Raw genomic sequence first — 25,909 nt, 5'->3', positions numbered from 1 at the left:
AGGAGATCATCTCATGGCGACTATGCAATGTGATGTCGTAAGTGTTAAAGAGTCAATTTACTCTGGACAAGTTACGATGTTAATCGCAAAAGGTGCGGGCGGTGAGCTTGGTATTTTACCAGGGCATGCACCACTCGTAACTTTACTCCAACCGGGCCCGATTCGTGTTCAGTTGGAAAATGGTACAGAAGAAATCGTTTATGTATCTGGCGGTGTGTTAGAAGTTCAACCTCATGTTGTTACCGTACTTGCAGATACTGCAGTTCGTGCTGACAATTTAGATGAAGCTGCAATTTTGGATGCTCGTAAACAAGCTGAAGCATTGCTAGCAAATCAAAAGAGTGACTTGGACTCTGCTGCTGCACTCGCATCTCTATCTGAGATCGCAGGTCAGCTCGAAACGATTCGTAAGATGAAAAACCGCGCATTGTAATTTGCAGGTTTGACATAAAAAAGCCACCGTAAGGTGGCTTTTTTATGTCTCATCTATTTTGAAACCTGAATTTGAAGTTAAACAATCGATACTTTTAAGTATTTGACTCGTCTTTATTTCCCAACACTAGGGTCGCTAGTTTTACCATATCCATTTGAATCGTATTAAACTGCTTTTCTATCTTGGCAAAATCAATTTTTGAAAGATCGGTTTGACCATGCAATAGCGGCATATTTAGCAGCTGTTGATTTGCACTCAATAAGCTTTGGCGAATTTGATCCACTTCCGTACTTTTTAAATTGAGTGCCAGCAAGGCATCATGTAAACCATTCAATTCTTGGCTTAAAGTACCTGTTGTCTGTTGCAGACTTTGAACATTTTTATCTTGAATCGCTTGTTCAAGGTTGCTTTGTGATTGCTTAAGCAGCGTGACGTAGTCATCAGTCTCGATTTGCAACTTGGCAATATCACGGGCGATGTTCAACATATTGCCACGACTTAAGGGGTGGGTATCCTGAGTGATTGCTGTTGCTCTTTCTGTATTTTCAGAAGTTGTGTCTGTCTGTTCAAACACAGTTGTTTGCTCAGTTTGTTCATTCTCTTGAGGGGCTTGGTCACAGCCAGTGAGCGTTAATGCCGCCGCAAGTGTAGATACAGAGAGAATGGCTTTGAGAGATAGATTTTCCATCATGGCTGAACGACACCAGATTATAAGAGAGGGTCACTATAATCAGAAAGTGTGGAGAAAGAAGTGATTTTTGCAATTCAGCAACAGTTTGATGAATGTAGGGAGACGAAGGACTTTCTAGGTTTGGAATAGAAAAGAGCAGATCAACTGCGCTTTTCTATAGGTGTTTCTCAAGTTTACTTCGCTAATTCCGCTTCAATCGCGCTGACAATACGCTCGTCATCCGCAGTAATATCTGGTGCAAAACGAGCAACAATTTCACCATTCTTATTCACTAAGAACTTTTCAAAATTCCATAACACTTCTGGTGGGTTGTTTGGCGTTAAACCATAATCGACCAAGTCTTTCCACCATGGACCTTCGCCCTGACGCTCTGGAATCGCTTGGGTCAGGGTTTGATATAAAGCATGTTTATCCTCCCCCGCAACAGAGATTTTTGCGAACAGAGGGAAGTGCACATCATAGTTCAGTGAGCAGAACTGTTGGATTTCATCATTTGATCCTGGCTCTTGTTCCAAGAAATTATTCGCAGGAAAACCAAGAATTTCTAAACCTTGATCTTTTTTGGCTTGATACAGTTTTTCCAGACCTTCGTATTGCGGTGTTAAACCACATTTTGATGCTACGTTAACGATCAACAGGACTTTGCCTTGATATTGATCTAGATCGACTTCTTGGCCTTTAATGTCTTTAACTGGAATGTGATAAACCGATTGGCTCATGGAATACGTCCTAATTTGTTGTTGTGACAATACCCGTTTGTTTTAACTGCTATTGCCGCAGAGTGCAATGCTCTTGATATGAATCCATACAAATAATCAGAAAAACCAAGCCTTTATTTTAGAGGGAGGCATTTTTAAGTTGAATGGGAGTTTGTCCCGTATAGCGCTTAAAGAACTCAATAAAGCTGGAACTGTGGTGATAGCCTAAAGCAAAGGCCAACTGTTTAATGGTCATTCCTTGGCGGATCTGGTTGATGGCAAAAATAATCTTGGCGCGATTACGCCATTCTGACAGCGACAGTTGTAACTCTTGTTGACTCAGGCGTAAAACGTGCCGCTCGCTCACCGTAAAATTCTGTAATACCTGCTGTAAACTGCTATTAAATAACTCAGGATCAGATAGCTTCTCTAAGATTGGCGATAAAATAGGATGGCTACTTTGCGGTAAGTAATGTGAGTAAGCAGGGGCTTGTTTGAGCTGGTCGAACAGCACTTGTAGCAGGTGTTCGAGATATTCAGGGGGAGCAGCTTGTTTTTGTTGCTCTAAGATTTGCAGTACCAATGCCCGAAAGAAAGGCTCGATACTAAAACAACGACAAGTATTCCCTAAAAAATCGCCAAACTTAGGATGTAGGCGGATACAAATATAATGAATTTCATGTTCAACAGGGAGTGATTGGTGTTCGGTTCGTGAGGGTAACCACAATCCATAACTCGGTGGTGATAGGTAGTATTGACCTTCAATATCAAACTCTAACGTCCCATTCAAACTAAAATTGAAATCGCCCCAAAGTGAAGAATGAGGTGTGACAATATCGTCTTTTTGATAGAGAAATTCATGGACTTCTATACCGTGTAAAAAGGGAAATTGTTCAGCAATATCATGCTTCATTTGAGGGGCTCATTTTAGTTTTCGTAAGTTACTTTAGGATTGTTTAGACCTTTGGCTAAAGTAAAAATACTAATCAAAGCTAAGGCAACAAAACTAATTACACCATAAATTAAGATATTTTCATTGAAATGATCAACCACATAACCACCGAGTAGTGAACCTGTGGCAATCATGACTTGGAACATGCCCACGAACAGAGGCATCCCTTTTTCAACGGCATGAGGGGCATGCACAAACATCCAGATATTGGCTGAGGTCGGGAAGGCACCGAAAGCAAAACCCCATAAGGCGGTCAGTACAATCGCACCAAACTCATGAACTGCAAAGATTGGGAAGCCAAAGAAGACGATTGCAAAACAGATCCCGACAAAGGCAAGGGTATAGCGCACATTTAAATTGCCACTATAGCCTGCAAAGGCATTACCAAAAATACCTGCAATACCATAAAGCAGAAGTAATGAGCTAATGGTGGTCCCGTTAAAACCTGCAATATTTTTAAAAAAGGGTGCCAAGTAGCTATAGGCACAGAAGTGAGCAAGACCAATCAGTAACACGATCAACATGCCGCTACGTGCTTTGGGGGTACGCAATAATGCAGGTAGGTCGCGTAAATGAATGGCAGACTCAGGTTTCAGTTTTGGTAAGAACATCACTTGTAGAACCAAAACCAGTAGTCCAATCACCGCAGTAATGCCAAAAGCACTGCGCCAACCATAGAATTCACTCAGCCATGTTCCGATCGGAACGCCTAGGACGGTTGCAAAAGTAACACCAGCCATCACAATTGCAGTGGCTTTGGCGATGGGTAAATGGGGTGGTGCAAGCTTACCGCTGAGCGCGATTGCGGTTGCCCAGAAGCCACCAATTGAAATTCCGAGTACTAGACGGCTGAGTAATAACACATTGAAGTTATCGGCAAATGCAGTAATGGTGTTGGCTATGACCATAATTGCAGTCAATAAGATCAATACATAGCGACGATCAAGTTGTTTGACCCAAATAGGTAATAGTGGTGCAGCAATTGCAGCCATCACCCCAGGTAAGGTAATGATTAAACCTGCAGTCCCGACGGAAATATTTAAGTCCGCCGCGACACTATTCAGTACGCCTACTGGCAAGAATTCGCTGGTCACCAAGGCAAAAGCACCAATGGCAACAGCTAAAATTGCATACCAACTGCCTTGCGTGGTTTCGATGGGTCGTGCATCTGAGGAAGTGGATTGTTCCATGTGAATGTCCTTATTTGTCATTAAGATGACAAAAGGGTTAAGAATAAATTAAGTTTTTATAACGATCGCTATAAAATAAAATAATAGATAAATTCAAGGTCGTCAATTAATTTAATAGTGATCGTTATAAAAATATTTATAAGGCTTATGAGAAATATGCATAGCTTGGGAAAGTCACGTGGAAACGAATCAATAGGTCGCCTTAACAATTTGTGTAGAGGCGACCAGTCATGGTGCGGATAGAAGAAATATCTAAGCAGGGGGCATTCAGTATGAGCTCAGCCTGTATCATTGTTTCTGATAATGGATTTTGGGATTGTTCAGACCTCGTGCCAGCGTAAAGATCAATACTAGAGAACAGAGGACCAATGGCAGCATGGCGAAAAATAAGACCGTACCATTAAAATAATCCACGATAATGCCACCAAACATACTGCCCAGCGCAATCAAAATTAAAAAGGTTAATGTCACCATTGGCATGCCTTTTTCAACGGCTTCAGGCGCATGTGTAAACATCCAGATGTTGACTGCGGTTGGGATAATGCCATAAGCGAAGCCCCATAAAGCAGTCAAGATGATTGCAGAGACGACATATGCGCCAGACAGCGGTAAGCACAGAAAGGCAAAGAAGAAGGTGATACCACTGACTGCAAAGGTATAACGGATATTTTTCTGCCCCAGATAGCCAGCAAAAATATTGCCAAAAATTCCTGCAATCCCATAGACCAGCAGTAAACGACTAATCAGGCCATCAGAGAAGTCCAATTGATGCTTAAAAAAGGCAGAAAAATAACTATAAGCCGCAAAATGTGCAAAGCCCATAAAAATAAAGATGATCAGACCTTTACGCGCAGCAGGATGTTGCAACAGGATCGGAAGTTCTTTCCAATGCAATGAAGAGGCGGGTTTGAGTTGAGGCAGATACAGATACTGGAAGATAAACAGCAATACCCCCATCAATGAAATTGCCGTGAAAGAGGTCTGCCAACCATTATACTGAGCTAACCATGTGCCCATCGGAACACCTAATACACTGGCCAAAGTCACTCCGAAAGCCACCCAAGCCGTTGCCTTGGCAATCGGTAAATGGGGCGGTGCAAGGCGGCCACTTAAAGCAACTGCAGTGGCCCAGAATCCGCCAACGGCAACGCCCAGAATGATACGTCCGACTAATAGCAGGATAAAGTTAGGCGCAAATGCGGTGAGAAGATTGGCAATAATCATTAACAGGGTGAGCATCAGTAACAGAGTTCGTCGATCTAGTGTCTTCGCCGAAATTGGAATCAGCACTGCAGCAAACATACCGACGATTGCGGTCAATGAAACGGTTAGACCAGCTGTTCCAACCGAGACTTGAAAGTCCCTTGCGATGTCATTGAGTACACCAATCGCAAGAAACTCACCTGTGACCAAGGCAAAAGCGCTGAAGGTAACAGAGAGCAATGCGAGCCAGTTTCCTTGTGAGGGGTTTGACTCCAGTGAGCTGAGGTCAGTTGCAGATGGGTTTTCCATAAAAATTCCCTTTATTGTTAGTTAGATAACAATAAAATTGAAAAGTAGTAATTTTTTATAACGATCGATATAAAATAAAATAGTTGATTAATGTTGCTGCGTCAATTAATTTGATAGTGATCGTTATGAAAATACCTGTGACTGTTATGACAAATGCACCTGATCCTCTGCCAACACCCTGTGATGACAGCTTGAAAAAAAAGCGTGGTCGTCCAAAGTGTTTTGACGAGCAGCAGGCTTTGGAAAAAGCCATGTTGCTATTTTGGGAGCATGGTTATGAAGCCACGTCGATCAGCGATTTAACACAAGCGCTAGAGCTGACTGCACCGAGCTTATATAGTAGCTTTGGTGATAAAGCGGGTTTGTTTTATAAATGCATCGACTATTATTTGGCACATGAAGCTTGTCCGATTGTTCCTATTTTTTTAGAAGCCAAAACCGCCAAAGTTGCATTTGAGCTTTATCTATATGACAACGTTAAACGTTTGGCTCAACCGAATAAACCAGCAGGTTGTATGTTGGTGGTTGCGACCATGAACTGCTCGGACAATGCACAGGCGGTTCAACACAATATTCTGGAAAAACGTTTGCAGACCAAGCAAAAACTGTTTGAGCGTTTAGAACAGGGAGTTGCCAACGGGGATTTGCCAGCAACAGCGCCTTTACAGGAAATGACAGACTTCTATGCAACGGTTGTGCAGGGTCTGACGATTCAAGCACGAGATGGGGCGACGGTTGAACAACTGCATAAGGTGGTTGAACACGCGATGCGCGCATGGGAGCTGTTCTAAGCCACGATGTCGTGACTGCGATATAAATGTCTGAAATACGATATTTCAATTATTTTGGACATCTTCCACAATACTCTCATTGCTGAGATAGGGTGAGAAAATGATGGGTCAGTTAAGTAAGTACCAAAAGTGGGCCTTCGTATTGCCCTTGATTGCGGTTTTGATTTGGTCGTTGAATATTGCAGTGACACGCTATGTGGCGGACTATATTTCGCCTGTGAGTATTAGTTTTTATCGTTGGTTTGTTGCCTTTATTATTTTGACACCGTTTATGTTGCCGAAAGTATGGCGACAACGCGCTGTAATTCGTCCGTTGATTCCTAAATTAGCCGTACTCAGTGCTTTTGGTATGGTGCTGTACCAAGGTTTATCTTATACCGCTGCCCACTATACGACGGCGACCAATATGGGCATTGTGAATGCCTTTGTCCCGATCTTTACCATCTTTATCTCTTATTTTATTTTAAAAGATGCACCGAATCGTTTTGCCATTTTTGGCAGTCTTTTATCTTTTGCAGGCTTGATTTATGTGATGAGTCAAGGTCACCTCTCAAACCTATTTGATCAAGGTGGACATTGGGGCGATGCAGTCATGGTATTGGCTGTGGGTTTCTATGCGTTTTATGGCGTGTTCTTGAAAAAATGGCAGCTACAGCTTCCTTTATTAAGCAGCTTGTATGTACAAATTGGTTTTGCGTTGCTGTATCACGTCCCATTTTTGCTCTGGTTTGGCCTAGATGGGATTAATGCTCAGAATGCAGCGAGTGTTCTGTATGCGGGCATGTTCCCTTCATTAATTGCACCTTTATTATGGATGGTCGCAGTACAGGCGATTGGCCCAAATCGTACCAGTATTTTTATGAATTTAATGCCAGTATTTACTGCGATTATTGCCAGTTTCTGGTTGTCAGAGCACTGGACAATTTATCATAGCATTGGCGGTCTGATGATCCTGATGGGGATCATTATGGCGCAGAAGAAAACGGTTAAAGTATCGGCTCCGCTGGCTGAATCTGCATCTTAAATATGAAAGCTGACGGTGCGTTTGTTTAAAATATCAACAAACGCACCAAAAATATTTTTTGGTGACTGTGCTTTCTATATGATTTGCAAATATATTTTTAAGATTTACTAAATTTATGATCAAAAAAAAGCTGAATAAAAATATAAATATAATTTTATTGAAAATGAGGAAGTGACAAAATTGGTACGCTTTTCACACTTTTTGTTAGATAAATAATATATTTGTATAAATGGGACGATTCCCTCATAATAGCAATCACAGCAAGATGATTCATTTTTAGAATGAATAGGTTGCTCACCAAATTTATGGACCCTCTGGATGTGATTATACACATCCTTTTTATGCTCAGTTATCCCTATATAACTGAGCTTTTTTTTGTCCGCTATTCACCTAATTAGGCGCGAACAACTTCACCTGTCAGTGCATTCAAAATGCGACTTGGTTCTCGGCTCAACCCTAAATCACCTTCGAGATAATTTAATGAAGTGCTGAAGTAATGTTGCGCTTCTTCTAAACTTTGTGCGGGTGAGAGACCAGCTGGGTTGGCGCTGGTAGAGACAATAAAGCTGCCAAATTGTTGGCATAGCTGCATGCACAGAGGATGTGTCGTGACACGAACTGCGACCAAAGGATGCTGCCCCTTGATCCATGTTGGAATACTTTGATCAGCAGGCAGTAGCCATGTTGTGGCACGTTCTGTCTCAAGGCGATTCGACCATGTAGCAATCACTTGTTGACGGATTGTTGGGTCTAAGTCCTGCAATAAATGTTCGACTTGGTCTAAATGCCCAGCCAATAAGATCACGCCTTTTTCAACGGGACGATGTTTCAGTTCCAGAATTTTCTGAAATGCCTGTTCATTGAAGGGATCACAACCCAATCCCCAAACTGCTTCTGTCGGATAAGCCAGAACTTGTCCTTGCTTTAAAAGTTGAGCTGCATCAGAAATAGAGGAAGTCATCATGGGATGTATGTGAAAACAGGAGAGAGTATGACTAGTTTAATGCATTGGGCGACAACGTAAATAGCGTCCTGCTTGTTGCATGCATAAACCGAGTAATTCCAATTCCATTAATTGGGCGGTTAGCTCTGCAATCGTAATTGGATGGCGCAGCGCCAGTTGATCCAAATCTTGTCCAATCCAGTCCAGACTCTGATACAACGCAATCAAATGTGCGGGCAGGCTCGGCGGAGGAGCAGTACTGGCTTCATCAGTTGAGTGTTGCTGGACTTGCCACTGCGTCGGTAGTGCTAAATCCTCGATAACCTGTTCGGGATGATCGACCAGAATGGCACCTTCTCGAATCAGTTGATGGCAACCTTGATGATGTTCACTGTAAATATGCCCTGGAATCGCAAATACCATTTTACCTTGATTGGCTGCTTCATTTGCCGTGATGAGAGAGCCACTTTTCAGTGCAGCCTCCACCACTAAGACACCCAAACTCAGACCACTGACGATCCGATTGCGTCTTGGGAAGTGCTGTTGTAAGGGCATTGTCGTTGGCAGAAACTCCGTCACGATGGCCCCAGATTGGGTAATTTGTTGTGCCAGTTGTTTGTGCTGAGCGGGGTAGACGCTATCGAGGCCTGTACCCGTCACTGCAATCGTACGCTGATGTGCTAATCCACCTTGATGTGCGGCTTGATCAATCCCATGGGCCAAACCACTGCTGATATAAAAGCCTTTTTCACTTAAATAATAGGCAAAATCATAAGCGACTTGGCGTCCATGTGGACTCGGTTTTCGGCTGCCGACCATGGCAATCTGTGGTTGTAATAAGGCTTGTGCCTGACCTTGTCCAAATAAAATGGGAGGACGATTTACATAAGGTAGTAGTTGCGTTGGGTAGCCAATATCATCAGGCGTTAAAATAAAATCGCTATATTTGCAAACCAGATCAAGTAGTTGTTGGAATTGTTGCTGACCCTGAGGGCTTTGAAATTCGGCTAAACGTTTTAAGTGATTGGCGTGTAAGCCCAGTTGTGACCATTCTGAGAAACGATGAGGCTGTGTTGCTTGTTCACAACCACCAAAGTGCTGCTGAATTTTGCTGAAACTCGACAGCGAATGCTGAACCAAGTACCACACCAACACAGTGTGATAGTGATGAGGTGATAATTGATTCAACATAGGCGTTTACTTAGTCATCTAAACGAGGTGGCTTAATATCCGAGCCAAGCTTGATCGGTAGCTCGCTTTCAAGGATATAGGCGTAGCTGATACGATCAAAACTCTTAAAGATCATGGCGCTACCTAGGTATTGTCCTGGGAGTTTCACTTTCTCTTTGGTTTTTGGATCTCTGACCACTTCACCATCTTGATAGACGCTGAATACCTGACCAATTTCAACGCCATCAGCGGTGCCACGATCCACGGTGACCACGCCATTTTTGGCCGCTGTGCCAATTGAACCCATCACACGAATGATTTTGCCGCCGTCTTTTACCTGATTAGCATCAATTGGGTAGAATAAAGTCGGTAGCATGGCATCCTGTTCAGCCATCACCCGATCGCCACGACGAACTTCACCGTTATAACTATCGGTGAGTTCAACTGTAGTGATGTCATTTTCATTGCGAATGGCAACAGCCGAAGCCACTTGCGTCAGCTCAACCCCAAGATTCTGTTTCTTGCCATTTTGGTCCAATACAATGTACGGCTCACCTTCACGGAATACGCCATAACGTTGACCGTTTTCAAGGCCTTTACCACGCACATAAACACTTTGACCTTTACCTGCAAGTACGCGGTTGTCTGCTGTGCCCAAGATATAAGGGGTATTGGCAATCGCATCTGCTGGCAGGACCGAGGTACGCTCTAACCATTGCTGAATGTGTGCCAAAGGAATAACAGGAACACTATTATTCAAGGCCTCAACACGGACTTGAGGACGTAAATTTGAGGTATTGCCTGTATAGCGACGAATGATACCGTCACAGCCATCGCCCTCATCTTTACCAATCAATGGTTTACCGTTCAAACTGCACAGCAGCAAGCGATCGCCTGGATAAATCCAGTGCGGGTTTTTCACATGTTTATTGCTTGCCCATATCTCTGGCCAGCGCCAAGGCTTACTTAAAAATTTCCCTGAGATATCCCAAAGCGTATCGCCTTTTTTCACCACATAAACATGTGGCGCACCGACTTTCACTGAAGGTGGACTGACATTTGGGCTGGCTGCGTGGGCGAAATTAATGCTCATGCCTAATCCCGCACAAATTGCAGCGGCAATCAGTTGTTTTTTTAACCCCAAGGCATGAAATGAGTGTATGCCGTTTAAAACCTTTTTCATTATCATAATTCCTAAAAATTATGTGTGTAGTTGCGTTATAATAACGACTTTACACACAATTTTTTGATCAAGTATTCCCTTTAGTTGGTTTTTTGATCAATGGCATAAGTGAGGACGACTGTATGGCCTTATTACCTATTCTAAGTTTTCCTGATCCCCGCCTTCGTACCATCGCCAAACCAGTCGAAGAAGTCACTGATGATATTCGTCAGCTTGCAGCAGATATGTTTGAAACCATGTACGAGGCACCGGGTATAGGTTTAGCGGCAACTCAGGTTGATCATCATATTCAGCTTATTGTTATGGACATCTCTGAAGAGAAAAACCAACCAATGGTGTTCATTAACCCCAAAGTCATTCCACTGACCGAAGATACTCAGCCGTATGAAGAAGGCTGTCTCTCTGTGCCTCAAATATACGACAAAGTTGAGCGTCCGTCACGCGTAAAAATCGAGGCAATTAACCTTGAAGGTCAAGCATTTGTGTTAGAAGCTGACGAACTTCTCGCTGTTTGTATCCAACATGAAATGGATCACTTAAATGGCAAACTTTTTGTTGATTATTTATCGCCATTAAAGCGTCAACGTGCACGTGAGAAAGTGGAAAAAGTGGTTCGCCAACGTGAAAAAGAAAAAGTAAGCGTCAAACGTTAAGCGATAGACACTTTTTAAAGATGTTCTCTTTGTTTCGTTGTGGCTTGCTGCTGGCTTTAACCGCGGTCTGTTTGCAGATTGCGGTTTTCTTGCAGCCGCTACTTCCGAAGCAATATCAAATCGCGCCTGTCTGTGAAACCATTACTCAGGCGTTGCTGTTGCCTAAGCTACAAGCTTCGCACAGCCATTCGGTCCATGCATCTTTGCAGCATGAGCATCAACTTGAACATGTTCAAGTGTCGATGCCAGAACATGATCATCACGATCCTAACCACCAATGTCAGTACTGTACGGTCTATGCCAATCTGGTATTGCCGCCTGAATTGGGGGTGAAAGAGGTTTTGGTCCGTATCCAAATCCGTTTAGTTGCGTATCAACAAGCCTTTAAGCATGTTTATTTTGCACTGCAACGGTTATTCTTGTTGCCTCAAGGGCGGGCTCCGCCACTCTTTGCATAAATTAAAACTTTCTTTTCGTTAGGGTTTTTTTGGAACTCTGGCTCTGTTTTATCTATGTTTTAAGAGAGACCGATGATGGCTCAACCTAAATTTTTATTACAACCGCTGACGGTTGCGATCTTGGCTGCTTCAAATACCGCAATGGCGTGGGCAGAACCTGTTCAGCATGAGCAGGCACATGTCTCAATGGCACCGATTGTGGTCACTGCACAACAACCGAATGAGAGCAATGGTTTGGTGGTGCAAGCCGATCCTAAGAAACCGATTCAACCCATCCCAGCGACAGATGGTGCCGACTATCTACAAAGTATTATGGGTTTTAACTCAATACAAAGCGGTGGCACCAATGGAGATGTGACCTTTCGTGGTATGTTTGGTTCCCGCATCAAGATTTTAACCGATGGTACGGAGAACCTTGGTGCATGTCCTGCTCGTATGGATGCACCGACCTCTTATATCTCTCCTGAAAGCTATGATCGAATTTCAGTGATTAAAGGACCACAAACGGTTCAATATGCCAATACCGGTTCAGCAGCAACGGTGATCTTTGAACGTGAACCTGAAAAGCTCACCCAAGACAAACCCTATCGTGGACAGGCGAGTGTATTGTGGGGTTCATTTGGGCGTTTAGACCAGAATGTTGAAGCGGCGATTGGTGATGAGAAAAAATATATCCGCTTAAATGCCAACCGCTCTGAATCGAATAGTTATCAAGATGGCGATGGCAACACCATCCCGTCCTCATGGGAGCGCTGGAATGCCGATGTTGCATTGGGCTGGACCCCAGATGAAAACACTTGGCTTGAATTGACAGGTGGTAAAGCGGATGGTGAGGCTGAATATGCGGGTCGTGGTATGGATGGGGCACAATTCGCCCGTGAAAGCTTAGGTCTACGTTTTGAAAAGAAAAATGTCACTGATGTAATCAAGAAAATTGAAGCTCAGGTCAACTATAGCTATAACGACCATATCATGGATAATTATAGCCTGCGTACACCGCCATTGGTTGAAATGCAACATGGTGGACACAGCATGTTGATGCCAAACCCGATGGCGATGCAAGTGACACGCCGTACTTTGAACTCGCGTTTGGCCATGACCTCGGAATGGGATCAATGGAGCTTAATCACTGGGGTCGACTCTCAGTTCAATAAACATGGTGGCAGTATGTTCTCGCCGACCATGACATCGATGAATGTACCTTTCCGTCAGGATATGCGCTTCCAGTCTTATGGTGCTTTTGGTGAGTTGACTTATCAATTGAATCCGCAGAATAAAATCGTGACAGGTGCTCGTGTAGACCAAGTCACTGTTGATGATGAGCGTGCGGATTCTAAAGCCAAAGGTTTCAATACCCAACTTGAAAAAACCTTACCTAGTGCTTTTGTTCGTTTGGAAAATCAAAATGCCGAGCATGGCGTAAACAGTTATGTGGGCTTGGGTTATGTTGAACGTATGCCTGATTATTGGGAATTATTCAGTCCTGAACATGGTAATGCAGGTTCGAGCAATACCTTTAATGGGGTACGTCCAGAGAAAACCTTACAGTTAGATCTTGGTTTTACTCAGCAGCAGGGGGCATTTAACTCATGGGTGTCGGCATACGCAGGGTTGATTGATGACTATATTCTGATGAATTATCACGATCATAGCCATATGCATGCTGGTGGACATGGCGGGCATGGCAGCAGCGGCATTACTGCTGGCGCGAAGAATGTGGATGCAACCATTGCGGGTGCCGAGGCAGGTATTGGTTATCAGTTTACCGATCACATTCAAGCAGATGTGAGTGCGATGTATGCGTGGGGGAAAAATACCACTGACAATACACCGTTACCACAAATCGCACCTTTGGAAGGTCGGGTTAACCTGCGCTATGTTGCTGATAAATATACGCTCGGTATGTTGTGGCGAGTGGTGGATCAGCAAAATCGCATCAGCTTGCATCAAGGTAACATCGTGGGTTATGACTTGAAACCAAGTGCAGGTTTCTCAACGATTTCACTGAATGGTAGTTATAGTCTCAATAAAGATATTGATCTTTCAGTCGGCGTCGATAACGTCTTGGATAAGACCTATACCGAGCACCTGAATAAAGCCGGTAGTTCGGGTTTTGGTTTTGCCAGTGAAGAGCAATTCAATAATACTGGTCGAAATTACTGGATGCGTATGAGCATGAAGTTCTAAGCAACAAAAAACAAGGTGGCTGAGCCACCTTGTTTCATTTTAGCGTTAAGCCAAGCAATCCTGTTTTGGCATTAAGCTATCGCAATACAATGGATTTAAAGCACATTGCAAATCATCGATTTGTTCTTGAGTCACATAGCCTTTGGCTTTGAGATATTCTGCAACACGGTCATCACGCAGACTTAAAAATGCTGCATCATAAACGCCTAAATCAACAAATAAAGCGGCCGTTTCTAAGCTATTAAAATGGTCTAAGAACACATCATTTTCATACATTAAGAAAATGTGCGTCAAAGCGGCATTGGCATCGACTTTTAAGCGTTGTGCTAATTGTTCAGGGCGTGTTTTGATAAACAGTAAATCTGAAAGTTCATCGAACTGGGTTTTATCCAATTGGTTTTCACCACCTTTGACATGTCCTAACCATGCTTTAAATACCAATACCGCACCGCCACGTAACAGCATGCTCCAGATTTGATGACGTGTTTCATGATCAAGATGGGCTGATTCTGCTTCGAGTGCGTCTAAGAATGTCTCTTCTTGCTCTGCCAGTTTTTCAAATAAGCCAAGACCTTGTGGATGGTAGGCCGCAGGTGCAAACACATCAAAATTGAGTTGGTTAAAGACATTGAGTGCCAGTGGAACAGCGGCTTGGTAAAGCGTATTCAATGCGCGTAAATGGGTGTCATCCAGTTTGCTGTGTATAAAGATGGTTTGCCAGTCCAGTTCAGGTAACAGGGCATTCGCGCTGTATTGGCGATAAAACTGTTGTGAGCTATGGTCAGTTGAAGGGTGACTGTTATTCATGATCAATGTCCTTTTTGACAATTTGTAATGAGAAACCCAACAAGCCGAGGTCTAGGTTTCGTTGAACTTGATCAATTTATGCGGTATCGAGAAAACAAGTAGAATACGACTAAAGTTGTAGATGCAATTTTAAGGGTAAAATTTAATAGTAAAAACAAATACTTGTTAAATTGTAAGTAAGTGTACAAACGTTCACTAATGTAAGTGAACGTTTTTGCCATAGCCAATAATGATTTGAGCACTTTGGTCAATTCATTATCGAGCAAAGTGCATTGTTTTGATCATTTTGGCCTATGTTGCAAAATATTTTGCTAGTTATTGCATGGGCATGATTTTTAAACCAGATAGCCACGCACGCAGGCCTGCTGGTTTGAGTGGTTTTCTCAACAATACAATATTCTGCTGTTTTAAGTATTGCGGAAGTTCTGGGTCCGAATCTGCGGTAATCAGCGCGACTGGAATATGGGCCAGTCGATGTTGTTCAATGAAGTCTAGACCACGTTGATCATGGTTCAAATGCTGGTCGATCAGCCAGACCTGAATATCCTCTTGTTCAATCAGTCGCAGGGCTTGCTCAGGTTCTGTTGCAGTAAAAATCTGATAGCCCCATTTGCTGAGTAAAGTGCGCATGCCTTCTAAAATGGTTTCATCATTGTCCAAGCACAACACTTTATAGGCGGTATGTTGCAGTGCCGGCACATGCGGTACCGCCATTTGAATTTTTGGCGCTTCAGCGATTGGTACTTCAATCATGAAGCAAGAGCCTTTACCCAGTTCCGAATAGACATGCACAGGAAAATCAAGCAGGCTGGTCATACGTTGTACGATGGCAAGTCCGAGACCAAGACCTTGTTCGCCCCAAGGCGAAGTATGGCCACAGCGTTCGAATTCTTGGAATAGTTTCAGGCGTTGTTGTTCATGAATACCGGGTCCTGTGTCCCAAACCCCGATACGAATATGATTTGGGCGTTGTGCAGAACGTAACACGCCAACCACCACACGACCTTGAGCGGTATAACGCAATGCATTGCTGACAAAGTTCTGGATAATACGTCGCATCCATTGCGGATCGGTATCGACCCAAAATTTAGTGTCGTGAACAGACAGATGAATATTGCGTTGAGCAGCAATCGATTTGAACTGTAATTCCAGATCATTTAATAAGTCATGCAGTGCATAAGCTTGGCGTTTTGGCTGAATCGTGCCGCCTTCCAAACGGGCAATATCGAGGAGAGCAGAGAGCATACTTTCTGCACCATAGAGTGCGCGATCCAGTTGTTGCAAGGTCTGTTGGTCTTCGGTTGAATGCACACTTTGCTCTAAAGCAGTACTAAATAAACGGGCCGCATGCATGGGCTGTAATAGGTCATGACTGGCTGCGGCAAGGAAGCGACTTTTCGATTGATTGGCTTTATCGGCTTGTTCTAGCGCGAGTTGTTGCTCGGTCAATGCATTGGCAAGCTGCTGAGTTCGGTCACTGACGCGTTCTTCCAACACTGCTTCATTTTCACGGAAGGCGGTAATATCGGCGAAAGTGGTCACGAAACCCCCACCTTCAATGGGATTACCACGCATCTGAATGACCAGACCATCTTTACGAATCCGCTCAAACTCATGCGCACTGCCTAATTTCATCCAGTGCAGTCGTTTGCGCACATGTTCCTCGACAGGGCCGGGACCACATTCACCGCGTTCCGCGTTATAGCGAATCAGATCTGCGATTGGACAACCGACGTAGACCAAATCTTTAGGATAATCAAATAGCTTGAGATATTGGTTGTTCCACGCCACCAAACACATATTTTTATCCACCACACTGACGCCTTGAGTCATATGGTCGATCATGGTCATGAGTAGGTTCTGATTAAAACGCTGCCATTGTGAAGCTTGGTCGAGAATATTGGCAACTTGCCCGAGTGCTAAACCATTGTTAATCATGGCAGTGGTCAGCAATGTACGTGCAGAGGCTGCACCAATAATTCCTGCCAGATACTGTTCGGTGAAACGCCACCACATGCCATTGGCAACGTGATTTTCATTTAAAACCACATGGTTTTGTTCACAAAACTGTTGGAAGGCTTGAAGGGTTGGCTTATCACCCGTAACCCGTTTAGCCAGAGCCAATAAGTCACCGACTTTCAGGCGTGCGGCATTCAGGTGTAGATCGGTTAAATCCGTATTGGACTGAGCTGATGGCAGAGGCTTACTTTCATAATAGAAGAAGCTTTCCGCCTGAATTTGTTCTGCCACACTTGGACGATATAGACGAGACACCCAGATATACAGCACCACATTGAGACCCAGTGACCAAAGTACGCCATGGGTGAGGGGAGCAAAGGATTCGAAACCAAGCAAAGCCTCTGGACGCAGACCATTAATATCAAAAGGCCCAAACAGTAATAGGTGTTGTGCAAATTCTTGATAGTGATCTGGCAAGCTGCGTAATACTGTTGGAAATAGTAGTGTGTAGCTCCACATGGCAAAGCCCATGAGTAAGCCGACATAAACCCCTTGGCGACTTGCACCTCGCCAGTATAGTCCACCAATCAAGGCGGGAGAAAACTGTGCCACCGCACTAAAAGCCAATAAGCCAAAGACTGAAAGCTGATTGATATCATTAAAGAAATGGAAGAATAAGAAGCCTAATAGCATCACACTGACGATACTGATACGACGCGTCAATTTGAGTACACGAGGTAGGTGCTGATCATGGCGAGAAATGATTTTAAAGCGCCATAATGCGGGCATGATCAGGTCATTACTGAGCATGATCGACAGTGCGACCGAAGCCACTAATAGCATGCCTGTTGAAGCCGAAAAGCCGCCTAAAAAGGCCAATAAAGCCAACCATTCTTGTTGATAGCTTAAAGGCAGAGCCAATACCGCAATATCAGGTGTACCAAGTGATTCAGGTAAAGAGTGTAAAGCCCAACTGGCAATCGGAATAATCGCAATCACGGTCAGAATCAGATAGGCCGCGAACCAGCGTCTTGCGCCACGAATATGCTTTTCATCCCGTAATTCGACCACTGCCACATGAAATTGACGCGGCAAGCAAATCATGGCTAAGCCTGCAAGTAGAGTCTGAACCCAAAAAGTCTCAGGCACACCCAGTTGTTGCAGGTCATGGAAATGCTGACTGACATCGCTGCTGACCTGTTTGATATTGTCAGGTGATTGTAATAAGAAAAAAGCAGCGACGCAGAGCAGTGCAAACAGTTTAACAAAGGATTCAAACGCCACTGCCAGCATTAAACCGCCGTGCTGTTCGGTATGGGCAATATGACGGGTACCAAAAATCATCGCCAAAATTGCCAGTACCGCAGTCAGCACTAACACACTATTGGTGGTGGTATGGATATGCGCATTTTGTTCAAGAATGACCGATGCACTAAGGGCAATAGCACGCAGTTGCAAAGCCAGATAAGGCACGATCGCAATCACAGCAAGGATGGTCACCAGTGCGGCCAAGCTACCACTTTTGCCATAACGCGCTGCGACAAAATCGGCAATCGAAGAAATCGCATGATGTTGACGAATCCGACCTAAGCGTTTCCAGATGTCATAACCAAACCAGATGAACAGCAAAGGACCAAGATAAATCGGTAGAAAAATAACCCCCTGACGTACCGCAGCACCCGTCGCGCCGTAAAAGGTCCATGATGAGCAATAGACCCCTAAAGTCAAACTAAACAGCAGCATACGGCCGCGGGTACTTAAACGGCTGGCATGTTTTTCACCAAAAAAAGCGCAGCCGAATAACAGCACAATATACAGGGCAAGGACACCAAGAATAAGCCAGCTGTTCATATTGCTCACGTGATCAAATTCCATTTTTTATCATACCCGAAGTGCAGGTATAGCAAGGAGTAGAGATTGTCATTTAGAGACCAAAGTCTAAGTTACGAGTCAAGCATAATCTTGTTACTTTGGATAATGAAAAATCCCATGTGAAAAAGGGGTCCACGGTTGGACACAAAAATAAGGAGTCAATTATGGATGATTCACAGGTAGATCGAATTCTACGAAATCCAAAGTTTCAAGAGATGGTCAGCAAAAAGCGCACATTAAGTTGGACATTAACAGCAATCATGCTGTTTATCTACGTTGGGTTTATGCTTTTGGTTGGCTATAACAAAGAATTTTTAGCAAGTTCATTTAGCGGTGGTGTAACCACATGGGGAATTCCCCTTGGTTTAGGCATTATCGTATTGTCATTTTTATTATGTGGTGTGTATTCCTATATTGCCAATACGAAACTTGATCAACTGAATGAAGCAGCCCTCAAGGAAGTTGAGGCCATTGCACATGAAAAAGGGATGCACTGAGATGAAAGGGACATCATTTAAAGCGATACTGTTTACGCTGCTCAGTTTTTGCTGCTCAAGTATTGCATTCGCGGGCCCAGACCTAGGTGCTGCTGAACAGCAGGCGACTAACTGGCATGCGATCATTATGTTTACGATCTTTGTCGGTTTCACATTGTTCATTACCAAATGGGCGGCAAAGCAAACTCAATCTGCACAAGACTTTTATACGGCAGGTGGTGGAATCAGTGGTTTCCAAAATGGTTTGGCGATTGCGGGTGACTATATGTCAGCGGCATCATTTTTGGGTATTTCAGCATTAGTTTTTAGCTCAGGCTTTGATGGCTTACTTTACTCACTTGGTTTTATGGTGGGTTGGCCAATTGTACTTTTCCTTGTTGCGGAACGCTTACGTAACTTGGGTAAATATAACTTGTCAGACGTGGTGTCATTCCGTTTGGAAGAAAAGCCAGTCCGTACTTTGGCAGCATTTAGCTCATTGGTTGTGGTTGCGTTCTACCTGATTGCACAGATGGTGGGTGCAGGTCAGTTGATCAAATTGCTATTCGGTTTGAACTACAACATCGCAGTTGTGATCGTCGGTCTATTGATGATGGCTTATGTGATCTTTGGTGGTATGTTGGCAACGACTTGGGTACAGATCATCAAAGCGGTGATGTTACTCAGTGGCGCGACGTTCATGGCCTTTATGGTGATGAAAGCTGTTGGCTTTAGCTTTACCAATATGTTTAACCAAGCCATTGGTGTGTATAGCCAAGCGCATAGCATGAGCTGGGAAGAAGCATCCAAAATCATGGGGCCGGGTAAACTCGCGGCAAACCCAATTGATGCGTTATCACTTGGTCTTGCGTTGATGTTTGGTACGGCAGGTTTACCTCATATCTTGATGCGTTTCTTTACAGTAAAAGATGCCAAAGAAGCACGTAAATCAGTTGTGGTTGCAACAGGCTTTATTGGTTACTTCTATCTGCTCACTTTCATTATCGGTTTCGGTGCAATCCTATTTGTTGCGAACAACCCGCAATTCCTTGATGTTGCAAAAGCGGCAGTAACAGGAAAATTAGAGTTGGTGGGTGGTAACAACATGGCTGCCGTGCATTTAAGTGATGCAGTGGGTGGTGATTTGTTCATGGGCTTTATTTCAGCAGTCGCATTCGCAACAATTCTTGCCGTGGTTGCTGGTTTGACCCTGTCAGGTGCTTCAGCGATTTCACATGATTTATATGCCAACGTGTTCAAAAAAGGCAAAACCACTCCTGAATCTGAATTGAAGATGTCAAAAATTGCAACTTTAGGTTTAGCCATCTTTGCCATGATCTTGGGTATCTTGTTTGAGAAGCAAAACGTTGCCTTCATGGTCGGTTTAGCATTCTCTGTGGCATGTTGTGCAAACTTCCCAATCCTCGTGTTATCAATGTTCTGGAAAGGCTTGACTACACGTGGTGCAGTGATTGGTGGTGTGGTTGGTTTGGTTGGTGCGGTGAGCCTAATCATTCTGTCTAAAGCCGTTTGGGTCGATACTTTGGCAATTTCTGAAACTGCGCCAAACCCATTCAATGGTCCAGCACTCTTTGCAATGCCTTTATCATTTCTTTGCTGCTGGTTCTTCTCTGTAACTGATAAATCAGCACGTGCAGAGAAAGAGCGTAAAGCCTTTGATGCTCAGTTTGTTCGTTCAATGACAGGGATCGGTGCATCTGGCGCGTCAGATCACTAATCAAAACCAAGCATAAAATAAAAGCCCTCATTGATTGAGGGCTTTTTTATGGCTTATTGATGCATACTTGCCAGTTGCTGCCCTTGGTTGCGGTATAAAGACAGACCAATCCGTTGTAGCTGTCGTCCATTTTGCTCAAGGAAGCTGTTTAATTTTGGAATATGCTTAGCACCTGTATATAAGGCTAAATTACGACCAATCAGATAATAAGCAAACCAAGATGCTGATTGTGGAGCTAAACCGAGCTTCTGCATTTTCTTACGGCCAATGAAAAATTGAGTAATCTCGAGATGCTGCTTATAGGCCAGTTTCTGTTGGAAAGAACGTAGATAGCGATATTTTCGCTCAAAGGGTTCTTTGGAAAGACTGGAACCCAATGAAATGCTGCTGTCATCAGATTGAGGATGTGCGAAGTGCATCCAGTAAATCAGTTTCCAACCATCGGCTTCATGATCGACTAGCCATTTTTCTTCAACGCCCATTAGCCAGCCTGCGTATTTCCAAAAATGTAAAAAGCTATCGACATCTTGTTTACTTGGAAAAATGCCTAAAGCCCGTATTCCAATCAAGACGACACCACTAAAAGCGATATTGGTCATGGCCTGATCATATTGATTGATTGGGATGCCCCAAGTGTTGGCATCCCATTTTTCTGATTTTTGCAGTTGATGACGCACGAGTGAATGAATAAAACGCACAAAAATGGTGGAGGTAAAACCTTTGCTAAAACGTTCAAAACCATTTTTTTCGGTGATATCGACCCACCATTTGGTGGTTTCAGCCAAACGTGTACCTGCCTGTTTTTTTAATGCGCCTGTCAGGACCAAGGGTTGGTTAAAACCAGGGTACATATAGCCTGTCATTAAGGATAAATCTCGGAGGATAAGACCGTTATTGATTCCCAAGCGATAGGTAAATTTCAGTGCAGTATCAATTTTGTTTTGATCATACCAAGCAGGTTTTTGTTCAACGAATTGAAAGAAGGTAGTGAGTTCAGGAATTTCATGTGGCAGTTTATCGAGACCTTGATATAGCGCAGTTTCAAAGTATTTACGATGTTGTTTTGGATTCTGTAGCACCCATAGCAGCAGTTGATCCATGGGTTCATCACCACTTTGCAGAGCGGTATTCAGTGCCTGATATTCTGCATAACTGGGTTGAACCTGTTGATGAGTGATATAACTCAGAATTTTGGTTTTGATATTAGACTGACTCATATCTTTAAACGCAGCCAAGCGTTTAGGTTTAATGATGCTTTGCATTGCATAAAGCCTGTGATTGTTATTTAATCAAAGCTTAATATGAATAATTATTCGCATTCAATTCGCATTTCAGTCGAGTCTGTTTATGAGAAAAAGACCACAGCAACAGCGTGCTAAAATGATTGTCGAAAGTATTTTGGAAGGGGCGCAGAAATGTATTTCTGAATATGGGGTTTTGCAGGTGACTACGCCTAAAATCTCTGAAAAATCAGGTGTGAGTGTTGGGTCGATCTATCAGTATTTTGAAAATAAAGAACAGATCATCGCAGAACTATTATTGCGTAAAAGCGAAAGCTTGGGGCAAGCAGTAAAACAGTTGGTGATGCTACAACAACAAACCTCTATTCAAGACATCATCACATTAAGTATTGCGTTTGGCTTTGAATCTTTGAAATCTGATCAAGGTTTTTTTATCGAAATCTTAAAAAACTGGCATGCTTATAGTGACTCGGAAGCGGCACAGGTATTGGAGCAGCACTTCTTGGAAATCGGCATGTATTTATTTGGTCGTTACTATCCGCATTGGGATTTTGAAACTTTAAAACATAAGTCTTTTGTGATTATTAACAGTACTTTATTTACCATGATGCGTTATGCCAGTAAAAATACCTTTTTGATTGAGGAACAACGACTACAACAAGAACTCTCGAAAATGATTGTTTCATTTTTAGATGCAGTATGATGCGATTGATAAGAAAACCAGAACAAGATTTAGGAATAACAACATGCAAACGTTAAAACAATTTTGGCAGAGCCTTCGCTTACTTCCATCAGCATGGTTGTTGCTGGTTCAATTGGCCTTGTTGATTTTATATATGTTGACCACTGGCGACAGTGAATTTCGTGCTTTAACTTGGTCGCTGGGTGTATTGGCCTTATTGATCATCGCTAAAGTGATTCGGCAAAGCCCTGTATTTACCTTTTGGGGCTTGGTCTTTGTCAGTGGTGCGTTCTTATTTTCGATTTTAATTTTTCTTGGATATGGCAATCGGACCATACAAATTATTGCGCATAGTTTTGAAGCCTTGGCTTACTTTTATGCGGCTTATGGTTTATTGCGCTATATGTTTGCGGATCGCTATCTCACCAGAGATGAATTGTTTGCAGCAGGGGCAGTATTTACCCTCATCGCTTGGGCTTTTGCCTTCTTATATAGTATCTGTCAGTTAATCCTGCCAAATAGTTTTCAAAATCCCAATCAAGCTCAAGCCTTACAACATTGGCTCGATTTATTGTTTTTGAGTTTTAGTCTGCAGTCCGCAACTGGATTATCGGATTTAATCCCGATCAGCCCTGCGGCCAGAGTGTTGGCAATGCTGCAAATGTTTGGTGGGGTCATGTATTTGGCTGTGGTGGTGTCTCGCCTCATTGCCTTACAGTATATTGCACATGCGCCAAAACACGCCAATGATAAAGAATAGCTTTGTTACAGCATTACAACTGCTTTATTTTTCACATTTTTTATAATTAGTATCGAGTTTTACATGCTTTAAGCTCGCTTTTATTCACATTGTGAATGTCTTCTTTGGCCATCATGGCCTGTCCATTATCATTAGAATAACGTGAGGGAATTATGCCTTCCAAGCCATCTTCGCAGTTTGCGAATGTGAATCCAAACGTGTTTTTAAGCACGGTGATTATTATTGCGATTTTTATCGCAATCGTCATTATCGCACCCAGTTCATTTGAATTTCTGACACAACAACTGAAGCAATGGATCACGGACTCGTTTAGCTGGTTCTATGTCCTCTCTGTTGCAGTGTTTTTGATTTTACTGATTTATATCGCCTGTTCGGCCAGCGGAAAAATTAAATTAGGCCCTGATCACAGCCAACCTGAATATAGTAACGGCTCATGGTTTGCCATGCTGTTTACTGCAGGGATGGGGATTGGGTTAATGTTCTTCGGTGTAGCAGAGCCAGTGATGCACTATGTCAGTCCACCGAGTGGTGATCCTGAAAGTGTCGCTTCTGCACAACAAGCCTTGAGAATTACCTTTTTCCATTGGGGCTTACATGCATGGGCAATTTACGCCGTGGTTGGATTGGCCTTGGCCTATTTTGCTTATCGGCATAATCTGCCATTAAAAACCCGTTCCGCCTTATATCCAATTATTGGTAAGAAAATCTATGGCCCTTGGGGCGATGGGATTGATACCTTTGCCACCATTGGTACAGTTTTCGGGGTGGCGACCTCTTTAGGTTTCGGGGTCACCCAGATCAATTCAGGTCTGCATTATCTATTTGGGATCGAGCAAAGCAGCAATGTTCAGGTGATCCTGATTATTTTTGTCAGTGCTTTGGCATCCATGTCGGTGTTTTTAGGTCTGGATAAAGGGGTCAAACGCCTTTCCGAGCTCAATCTGATTTTGGCTTTGGTGTTGTTGGCCTTTGTGTTTATTGCTGGCCCAAGTATTTATCTGCTGCAAACCACCATTCAAAACATGGGTTCGTATATGTCGAACCTATTTGGCATGACATTTAACCTCTACGCCTATCAGCCGAATGGCTGGATTGGCGGTTGGACCATTATGTATTGGGCATGGTGGATTTCATGGTCACCATTTGTGGGGATGTTTATTGCCCGTGTGTCGCGTGGCCGAACCATCCGTGAGTTTATTGTTGGGGTGTTACTGATTCCGACAGGTTTTACCATCATCTGGATGGGATTTTTAGGTAATGCTGCACTGTTTAGCATTATGCAGGAGCATAATGTAAGTTTGCTTCATGCCGTGCAAACGGATTCATCAGTTGCTTTATTTGAGTTTTTGAATCATTTGCCATTTTCGGGTGTGATGAGCTTGCTGGCGACGGTATTGGTAATGCTCTTTTTCGTAACATCTGCGGATTCGGGTGCTTTGGTTACCGATTATCTCACCGCTAAAACCGAGAATTCTCCAACATGGCAAAGACTATTTTGGACCGTGTTGATGGCAGCTTTGGCCATTATCCTGCTGTTGGTTGGTGGTCTGTCTGCATTGCAATCTTCTATTATTATGAGTGCACTGCCTTTTACTTTTATTATGTTGCTGATGAGTTGGGGTTTACTCAAAGCCTTGAAGTTGGATGTCACCAAAATGAAGGCCATTCAAGAGGCGCGTATTACCCCACGAGCCATCAATAATCCACGCAGTTGGCAGCAGCGTTTAGGTTTAATCATGCATTATCCGCATACTGAAACTGAAGTTCAGCACTATATCGACACGCAAGTTCGTAAGGCTTTTGAAAGTATTCAGCGTGAATTCAAACGCCGTCACTTGGAAGTGGAAATTCGTGAAATCGAAAATGGTCTGCAATTGCATGTCGATCATCACCATGAAATTAACTTTACCTATAAAGTGGTTTCGCATGCCACTGTTCCACCTAGCTTTATGTTAGGGCGTGCGGATGAAGATGAGGCCAATTACTTTCAGGCAGAAGTATTCTTGCGTGAAGGTGGGCAAAACTATGATGTGATGGATTGGACGCAAGAAGATTTGATTCAGGACATTATTGATCAATATGAACGTCATCTTTACTTCCTAAATATTGTGAGAGGCACAACTTCTTAGTCGAAATGCTGACTGTAATATTGAAAACAACGGTTTTGAGCGTATCAAAGCCGTTGTTTTCATTTGGATGAGTGTATTTTAAGCATGTAGAGGATGCTGGAAAGACGTTTTAGCGAACTAAGGTGGCTAAAATAAAAGCTAAATATAAAAATAAAGTTGTTTTTCCGCTGATAATTAAAGCATATTTATTAGAAAATCATTAAATTACAGTTGCTTATGTTGTTTAAATTCACTTTTAAGATAATTAATAAATTTTAAATTATATAAATCAGTGAATTAGATAAGTTAAAGTTTAAAAATAAAACAACCGAATAATTTAATTTTTAAAAGTGCTTGCACCTGATGTGAAATGCTGTAGAA

At 43.1% G+C, this 25,909-nt stretch carries 22 protein-coding genes; 11 read left to right on the top strand and 11 right to left on the bottom strand.

The window, feature by feature from the left end; all coding sequences use genetic code 11:
* Positions 1-13 precede the first annotated feature (13 nt).
* The gene (locus A7P54_RS02690) at positions 14-433 is read left to right on the top strand and encodes a F0F1 ATP synthase subunit epsilon (RefSeq protein ID WP_004801986.1); all 420 of its coding nucleotides are present in this window, start codon (positions 14-16) and stop codon (positions 431-433) included.
* A gap of 94 nt (positions 434-527) precedes the next feature.
* Here the strand turns inward: A7P54_RS02690 and A7P54_RS02685 are convergent, their stop codons facing one another.
* The 5 genes from A7P54_RS02685 to A7P54_RS02665 all read right to left on the bottom strand — a co-directional run bounded on the left by A7P54_RS02685 (position 528) and on the right by A7P54_RS02665 (position 5,476).
* On the bottom strand, positions 528-1,124 hold the full coding sequence (locus tag A7P54_RS02685; RefSeq protein ID WP_171548565.1) for a hypothetical protein: 597 nt from the start codon (positions 1,122-1,124) through the stop codon (positions 528-530).
* A 173-nt stretch (positions 1,125-1,297) separates the two neighbouring features.
* Complete coding sequence (locus A7P54_RS02680; RefSeq protein WP_004801991.1) at positions 1,298-1,843, bottom strand: glutathione peroxidase; 546 nt, start codon at positions 1,841-1,843, stop codon at positions 1,298-1,300.
* A gap of 118 nt (positions 1,844-1,961) precedes the next feature.
* Positions 1,962-2,735, bottom strand: coding sequence for a helix-turn-helix transcriptional regulator (locus tag A7P54_RS02675; protein WP_171548564.1), 774 nt, complete (start codon positions 2,733-2,735; stop codon positions 1,962-1,964).
* Positions 2,736-2,749: 14 nt separating this feature from the next.
* The gene (locus A7P54_RS02670) at positions 2,750-3,964 is read right to left on the bottom strand and encodes an MFS transporter (protein WP_171548563.1); all 1,215 of its coding nucleotides are present in this window, start codon (positions 3,962-3,964) and stop codon (positions 2,750-2,752) included.
* Positions 3,965-4,252: 288 nt separating this feature from the next.
* A complete protein-coding gene (locus tag A7P54_RS02665; protein WP_171548562.1) occupies positions 4,253-5,476 on the bottom strand; it encodes an MFS transporter in 1,224 nt (407 codons plus the stop codon).
* A 146-nt stretch (positions 5,477-5,622) separates the two neighbouring features.
* On the opposite strand from A7P54_RS02665, the gene A7P54_RS02660 reads away from it, so the two are divergent.
* The gene (locus A7P54_RS02660; RefSeq protein WP_070076730.1) at positions 5,623-6,267 is read left to right on the top strand and encodes a TetR/AcrR family transcriptional regulator; all 645 of its coding nucleotides are present in this window, start codon (positions 5,623-5,625) and stop codon (positions 6,265-6,267) included.
* A 103-nt stretch (positions 6,268-6,370) separates the two neighbouring features.
* Positions 6,371-7,291 (top strand): DMT family transporter, encoded by a 921-nt coding sequence (locus A7P54_RS02655; RefSeq protein WP_171548651.1) that lies wholly within the window; start codon positions 6,371-6,373, stop codon positions 7,289-7,291.
* Between the two features lie 394 nt (positions 7,292-7,685).
* Here A7P54_RS02655 and A7P54_RS02650 read toward each other — a convergent pair whose 3' ends face one another.
* The 3 genes from A7P54_RS02650 to A7P54_RS02640 are packed head-to-tail and all read right to left on the bottom strand — an operon-like array spanning position 7,686 to position 10,587.
* Positions 7,686-8,255 (bottom strand): Sua5/YciO/YrdC/YwlC family protein, encoded by a 570-nt coding sequence (locus A7P54_RS02650; protein ID WP_171548561.1) that lies wholly within the window; start codon positions 8,253-8,255, stop codon positions 7,686-7,688.
* 36 nt (positions 8,256-8,291) lie between these two features.
* Entirely contained in the window at positions 8,292-9,425 is a 1,134-nt protein-coding gene (dprA, locus tag A7P54_RS02645) for a DNA-processing protein DprA (RefSeq protein WP_171548560.1), read from the bottom strand.
* 10 nt (positions 9,426-9,435) lie between these two features.
* Positions 9,436-10,587 (bottom strand): LysM peptidoglycan-binding domain-containing protein, encoded by a 1,152-nt coding sequence (locus A7P54_RS02640; RefSeq protein ID WP_004802007.1) that lies wholly within the window; start codon positions 10,585-10,587, stop codon positions 9,436-9,438.
* A 122-nt stretch (positions 10,588-10,709) separates the two neighbouring features.
* On the opposite strand from A7P54_RS02640, the gene def reads away from it, so the two are divergent.
* The 3 genes from def to A7P54_RS02625 all read left to right on the top strand — a co-directional run bounded on the left by def (position 10,710) and on the right by A7P54_RS02625 (position 13,885).
* Positions 10,710-11,240 carry a peptide deformylase gene (def, locus tag A7P54_RS02635; protein WP_004802009.1) on the top strand — a complete coding sequence of 177 codons (531 nt, stop codon included), beginning with the start codon at positions 10,710-10,712 and terminating at the stop codon, positions 11,238-11,240.
* A 20-nt stretch (positions 11,241-11,260) separates the two neighbouring features.
* Positions 11,261-11,698, top strand: a complete 438-nt coding sequence (locus tag A7P54_RS02630; protein ID WP_033133975.1) for a DUF2946 family protein — start codon at positions 11,261-11,263, stop codon at positions 11,696-11,698.
* Between the two features lie 75 nt (positions 11,699-11,773).
* Entirely contained in the window at positions 11,774-13,885 is a 2,112-nt protein-coding gene (locus A7P54_RS02625; protein ID WP_171548559.1) for a TonB-dependent copper receptor, read from the top strand.
* Between the two features lie 45 nt (positions 13,886-13,930).
* Here A7P54_RS02625 and A7P54_RS02620 read toward each other — a convergent pair whose 3' ends face one another.
* Both A7P54_RS02620 and A7P54_RS02615 read right to left on the bottom strand, forming a co-directional pair.
* Positions 13,931-14,692 carry a hypothetical protein gene (locus tag A7P54_RS02620; protein ID WP_171548558.1) on the bottom strand — a complete coding sequence of 254 codons (762 nt, stop codon included), beginning with the start codon at positions 14,690-14,692 and terminating at the stop codon, positions 13,931-13,933.
* Positions 14,693-15,007: 315 nt separating this feature from the next.
* On the bottom strand, positions 15,008-18,502 hold the full coding sequence (locus A7P54_RS02615) for a PAS domain-containing hybrid sensor histidine kinase/response regulator (RefSeq protein ID WP_171548650.1): 3,495 nt from the start codon (positions 18,500-18,502) through the stop codon (positions 15,008-15,010).
* Positions 18,503-18,687: 185 nt separating this feature from the next.
* Here A7P54_RS02615 and A7P54_RS02610 point away from each other — a divergent pair, with 185 nt between their 5' ends.
* The gene (locus tag A7P54_RS02610; protein WP_004802016.1) at positions 18,688-19,020 is read left to right on the top strand and encodes a DUF485 domain-containing protein; all 333 of its coding nucleotides are present in this window, start codon (positions 18,688-18,690) and stop codon (positions 19,018-19,020) included.
* 1 nt (position 19,021) lies between these two features.
* Complete coding sequence (locus A7P54_RS02605; RefSeq protein WP_033133976.1) at positions 19,022-20,737, top strand: cation acetate symporter; 1,716 nt, start codon at positions 19,022-19,024, stop codon at positions 20,735-20,737.
* 53 nt (positions 20,738-20,790) lie between these two features.
* Here A7P54_RS02605 and A7P54_RS02600 read toward each other — a convergent pair whose 3' ends face one another.
* On the bottom strand, positions 20,791-21,999 hold the full coding sequence (locus tag A7P54_RS02600) for an oxygenase MpaB family protein (protein ID WP_171548557.1): 1,209 nt from the start codon (positions 21,997-21,999) through the stop codon (positions 20,791-20,793).
* Between the two features lie 85 nt (positions 22,000-22,084).
* Here A7P54_RS02600 and A7P54_RS02595 point away from each other — a divergent pair, with 85 nt between their 5' ends.
* From A7P54_RS02595 to betT, 3 genes are all read left to right on the top strand, one after another.
* Positions 22,085-22,681, top strand: coding sequence for a TetR/AcrR family transcriptional regulator (locus A7P54_RS02595; protein WP_033133979.1), 597 nt, complete (start codon positions 22,085-22,087; stop codon positions 22,679-22,681).
* A 43-nt stretch (positions 22,682-22,724) separates the two neighbouring features.
* Positions 22,725-23,420 (top strand): ion channel, encoded by a 696-nt coding sequence (locus tag A7P54_RS02590; protein WP_005200676.1) that lies wholly within the window; start codon positions 22,725-22,727, stop codon positions 23,418-23,420.
* A gap of 152 nt (positions 23,421-23,572) precedes the next feature.
* Entirely contained in the window at positions 23,573-25,549 is a 1,977-nt protein-coding gene (betT, locus tag A7P54_RS02585; protein WP_005319672.1) for a choline BCCT transporter BetT, read from the top strand.
* The last annotated feature ends 360 nt before the right edge of the window (positions 25,550-25,909 follow it).

Origin of the sequence: Acinetobacter sp. Ac_3412, from assembly GCF_013072675.1 — a bacterium.
GTDB classification, from domain to species: domain Bacteria; phylum Pseudomonadota; class Gammaproteobacteria; order Pseudomonadales; family Moraxellaceae; genus Acinetobacter; species Acinetobacter higginsii.
Note: the sequence above shows the minus strand (reverse complement) of the source record. Positions and strands in the feature narration are given on the sequence as shown.

What these genes read in the sequence shown, in the direction of transcription:
- A7P54_RS02595 (WP_033133979.1), top strand. Translation starts at nt 22,085, where the DNA reads ATGAGAAAAAGACCACAGCAACAGCGTGCTAAAATGATTGTCGAAAGT.
- dprA (WP_171548560.1), bottom strand. Translation starts at nt 9,425, where the DNA reads ATGTTGAATCAATTATCACCTCATCACTATCACACTGTGTTGGTGTGG.
- betT (WP_005319672.1), top strand. Translation starts at nt 23,573, where the DNA reads ATGCCTTCCAAGCCATCTTCGCAGTTTGCGAATGTGAATCCAAACGTG.
- A7P54_RS02610 (WP_004802016.1), top strand. Translation starts at nt 18,688, where the DNA reads ATGGATGATTCACAGGTAGATCGAATTCTACGAAATCCAAAGTTTCAA.
- A7P54_RS02640 (WP_004802007.1), bottom strand. Translation starts at nt 10,587, where the DNA reads ATGAAAAAGGTTTTAAACGGCATACACTCATTTCATGCCTTGGGGTTA.
- A7P54_RS02650 (WP_171548561.1), bottom strand. Translation starts at nt 8,255, where the DNA reads ATGATGACTTCCTCTATTTCTGATGCAGCTCAACTTTTAAAGCAAGGA.
- A7P54_RS02615 (WP_171548650.1), bottom strand. Translation starts at nt 18,502, where the DNA reads ATGAACAGCTGGCTTATTCTTGGTGTCCTTGCCCTGTATATTGTGCTG.
- A7P54_RS02605 (WP_033133976.1), top strand. Translation starts at nt 19,022, where the DNA reads ATGAAAGGGACATCATTTAAAGCGATACTGTTTACGCTGCTCAGTTTT.
- A7P54_RS02670 (WP_171548563.1), bottom strand. Translation starts at nt 3,964, where the DNA reads ATGGAACAATCCACTTCCTCAGATGCACGACCCATCGAAACCACGCAA.
- A7P54_RS02600 (WP_171548557.1), bottom strand. Translation starts at nt 21,999, where the DNA reads ATGCAAAGCATCATTAAACCTAAACGCTTGGCTGCGTTTAAAGATATG.
- A7P54_RS02675 (WP_171548564.1), bottom strand. Translation starts at nt 2,735, where the DNA reads ATGAAGCATGATATTGCTGAACAATTTCCCTTTTTACACGGTATAGAA.
- A7P54_RS02655 (WP_171548651.1), top strand. Translation starts at nt 6,371, where the DNA reads ATGGGTCAGTTAAGTAAGTACCAAAAGTGGGCCTTCGTATTGCCCTTG.
- A7P54_RS02625 (WP_171548559.1), top strand. Translation starts at nt 11,774, where the DNA reads ATGGCTCAACCTAAATTTTTATTACAACCGCTGACGGTTGCGATCTTG.
- A7P54_RS02680 (WP_004801991.1), bottom strand. Translation starts at nt 1,843, where the DNA reads ATGAGCCAATCGGTTTATCACATTCCAGTTAAAGACATTAAAGGCCAA.
- A7P54_RS02590 (WP_005200676.1), top strand. Translation starts at nt 22,725, where the DNA reads ATGCAAACGTTAAAACAATTTTGGCAGAGCCTTCGCTTACTTCCATCA.
- A7P54_RS02665 (WP_171548562.1), bottom strand. Translation starts at nt 5,476, where the DNA reads ATGGAAAACCCATCTGCAACTGACCTCAGCTCACTGGAGTCAAACCCC.
- A7P54_RS02690 (WP_004801986.1), top strand. Translation starts at nt 14, where the DNA reads ATGGCGACTATGCAATGTGATGTCGTAAGTGTTAAAGAGTCAATTTAC.
- A7P54_RS02630 (WP_033133975.1), top strand. Translation starts at nt 11,261, where the DNA reads ATGTTCTCTTTGTTTCGTTGTGGCTTGCTGCTGGCTTTAACCGCGGTC.
- A7P54_RS02660 (WP_070076730.1), top strand. Translation starts at nt 5,623, where the DNA reads ATGACAAATGCACCTGATCCTCTGCCAACACCCTGTGATGACAGCTTG.
- A7P54_RS02685 (WP_171548565.1), bottom strand. Translation starts at nt 1,124, where the DNA reads ATGATGGAAAATCTATCTCTCAAAGCCATTCTCTCTGTATCTACACTT.
- A7P54_RS02620 (WP_171548558.1), bottom strand. Translation starts at nt 14,692, where the DNA reads ATGAATAACAGTCACCCTTCAACTGACCATAGCTCACAACAGTTTTAT.
- def (WP_004802009.1), top strand. Translation starts at nt 10,710, where the DNA reads ATGGCCTTATTACCTATTCTAAGTTTTCCTGATCCCCGCCTTCGTACC.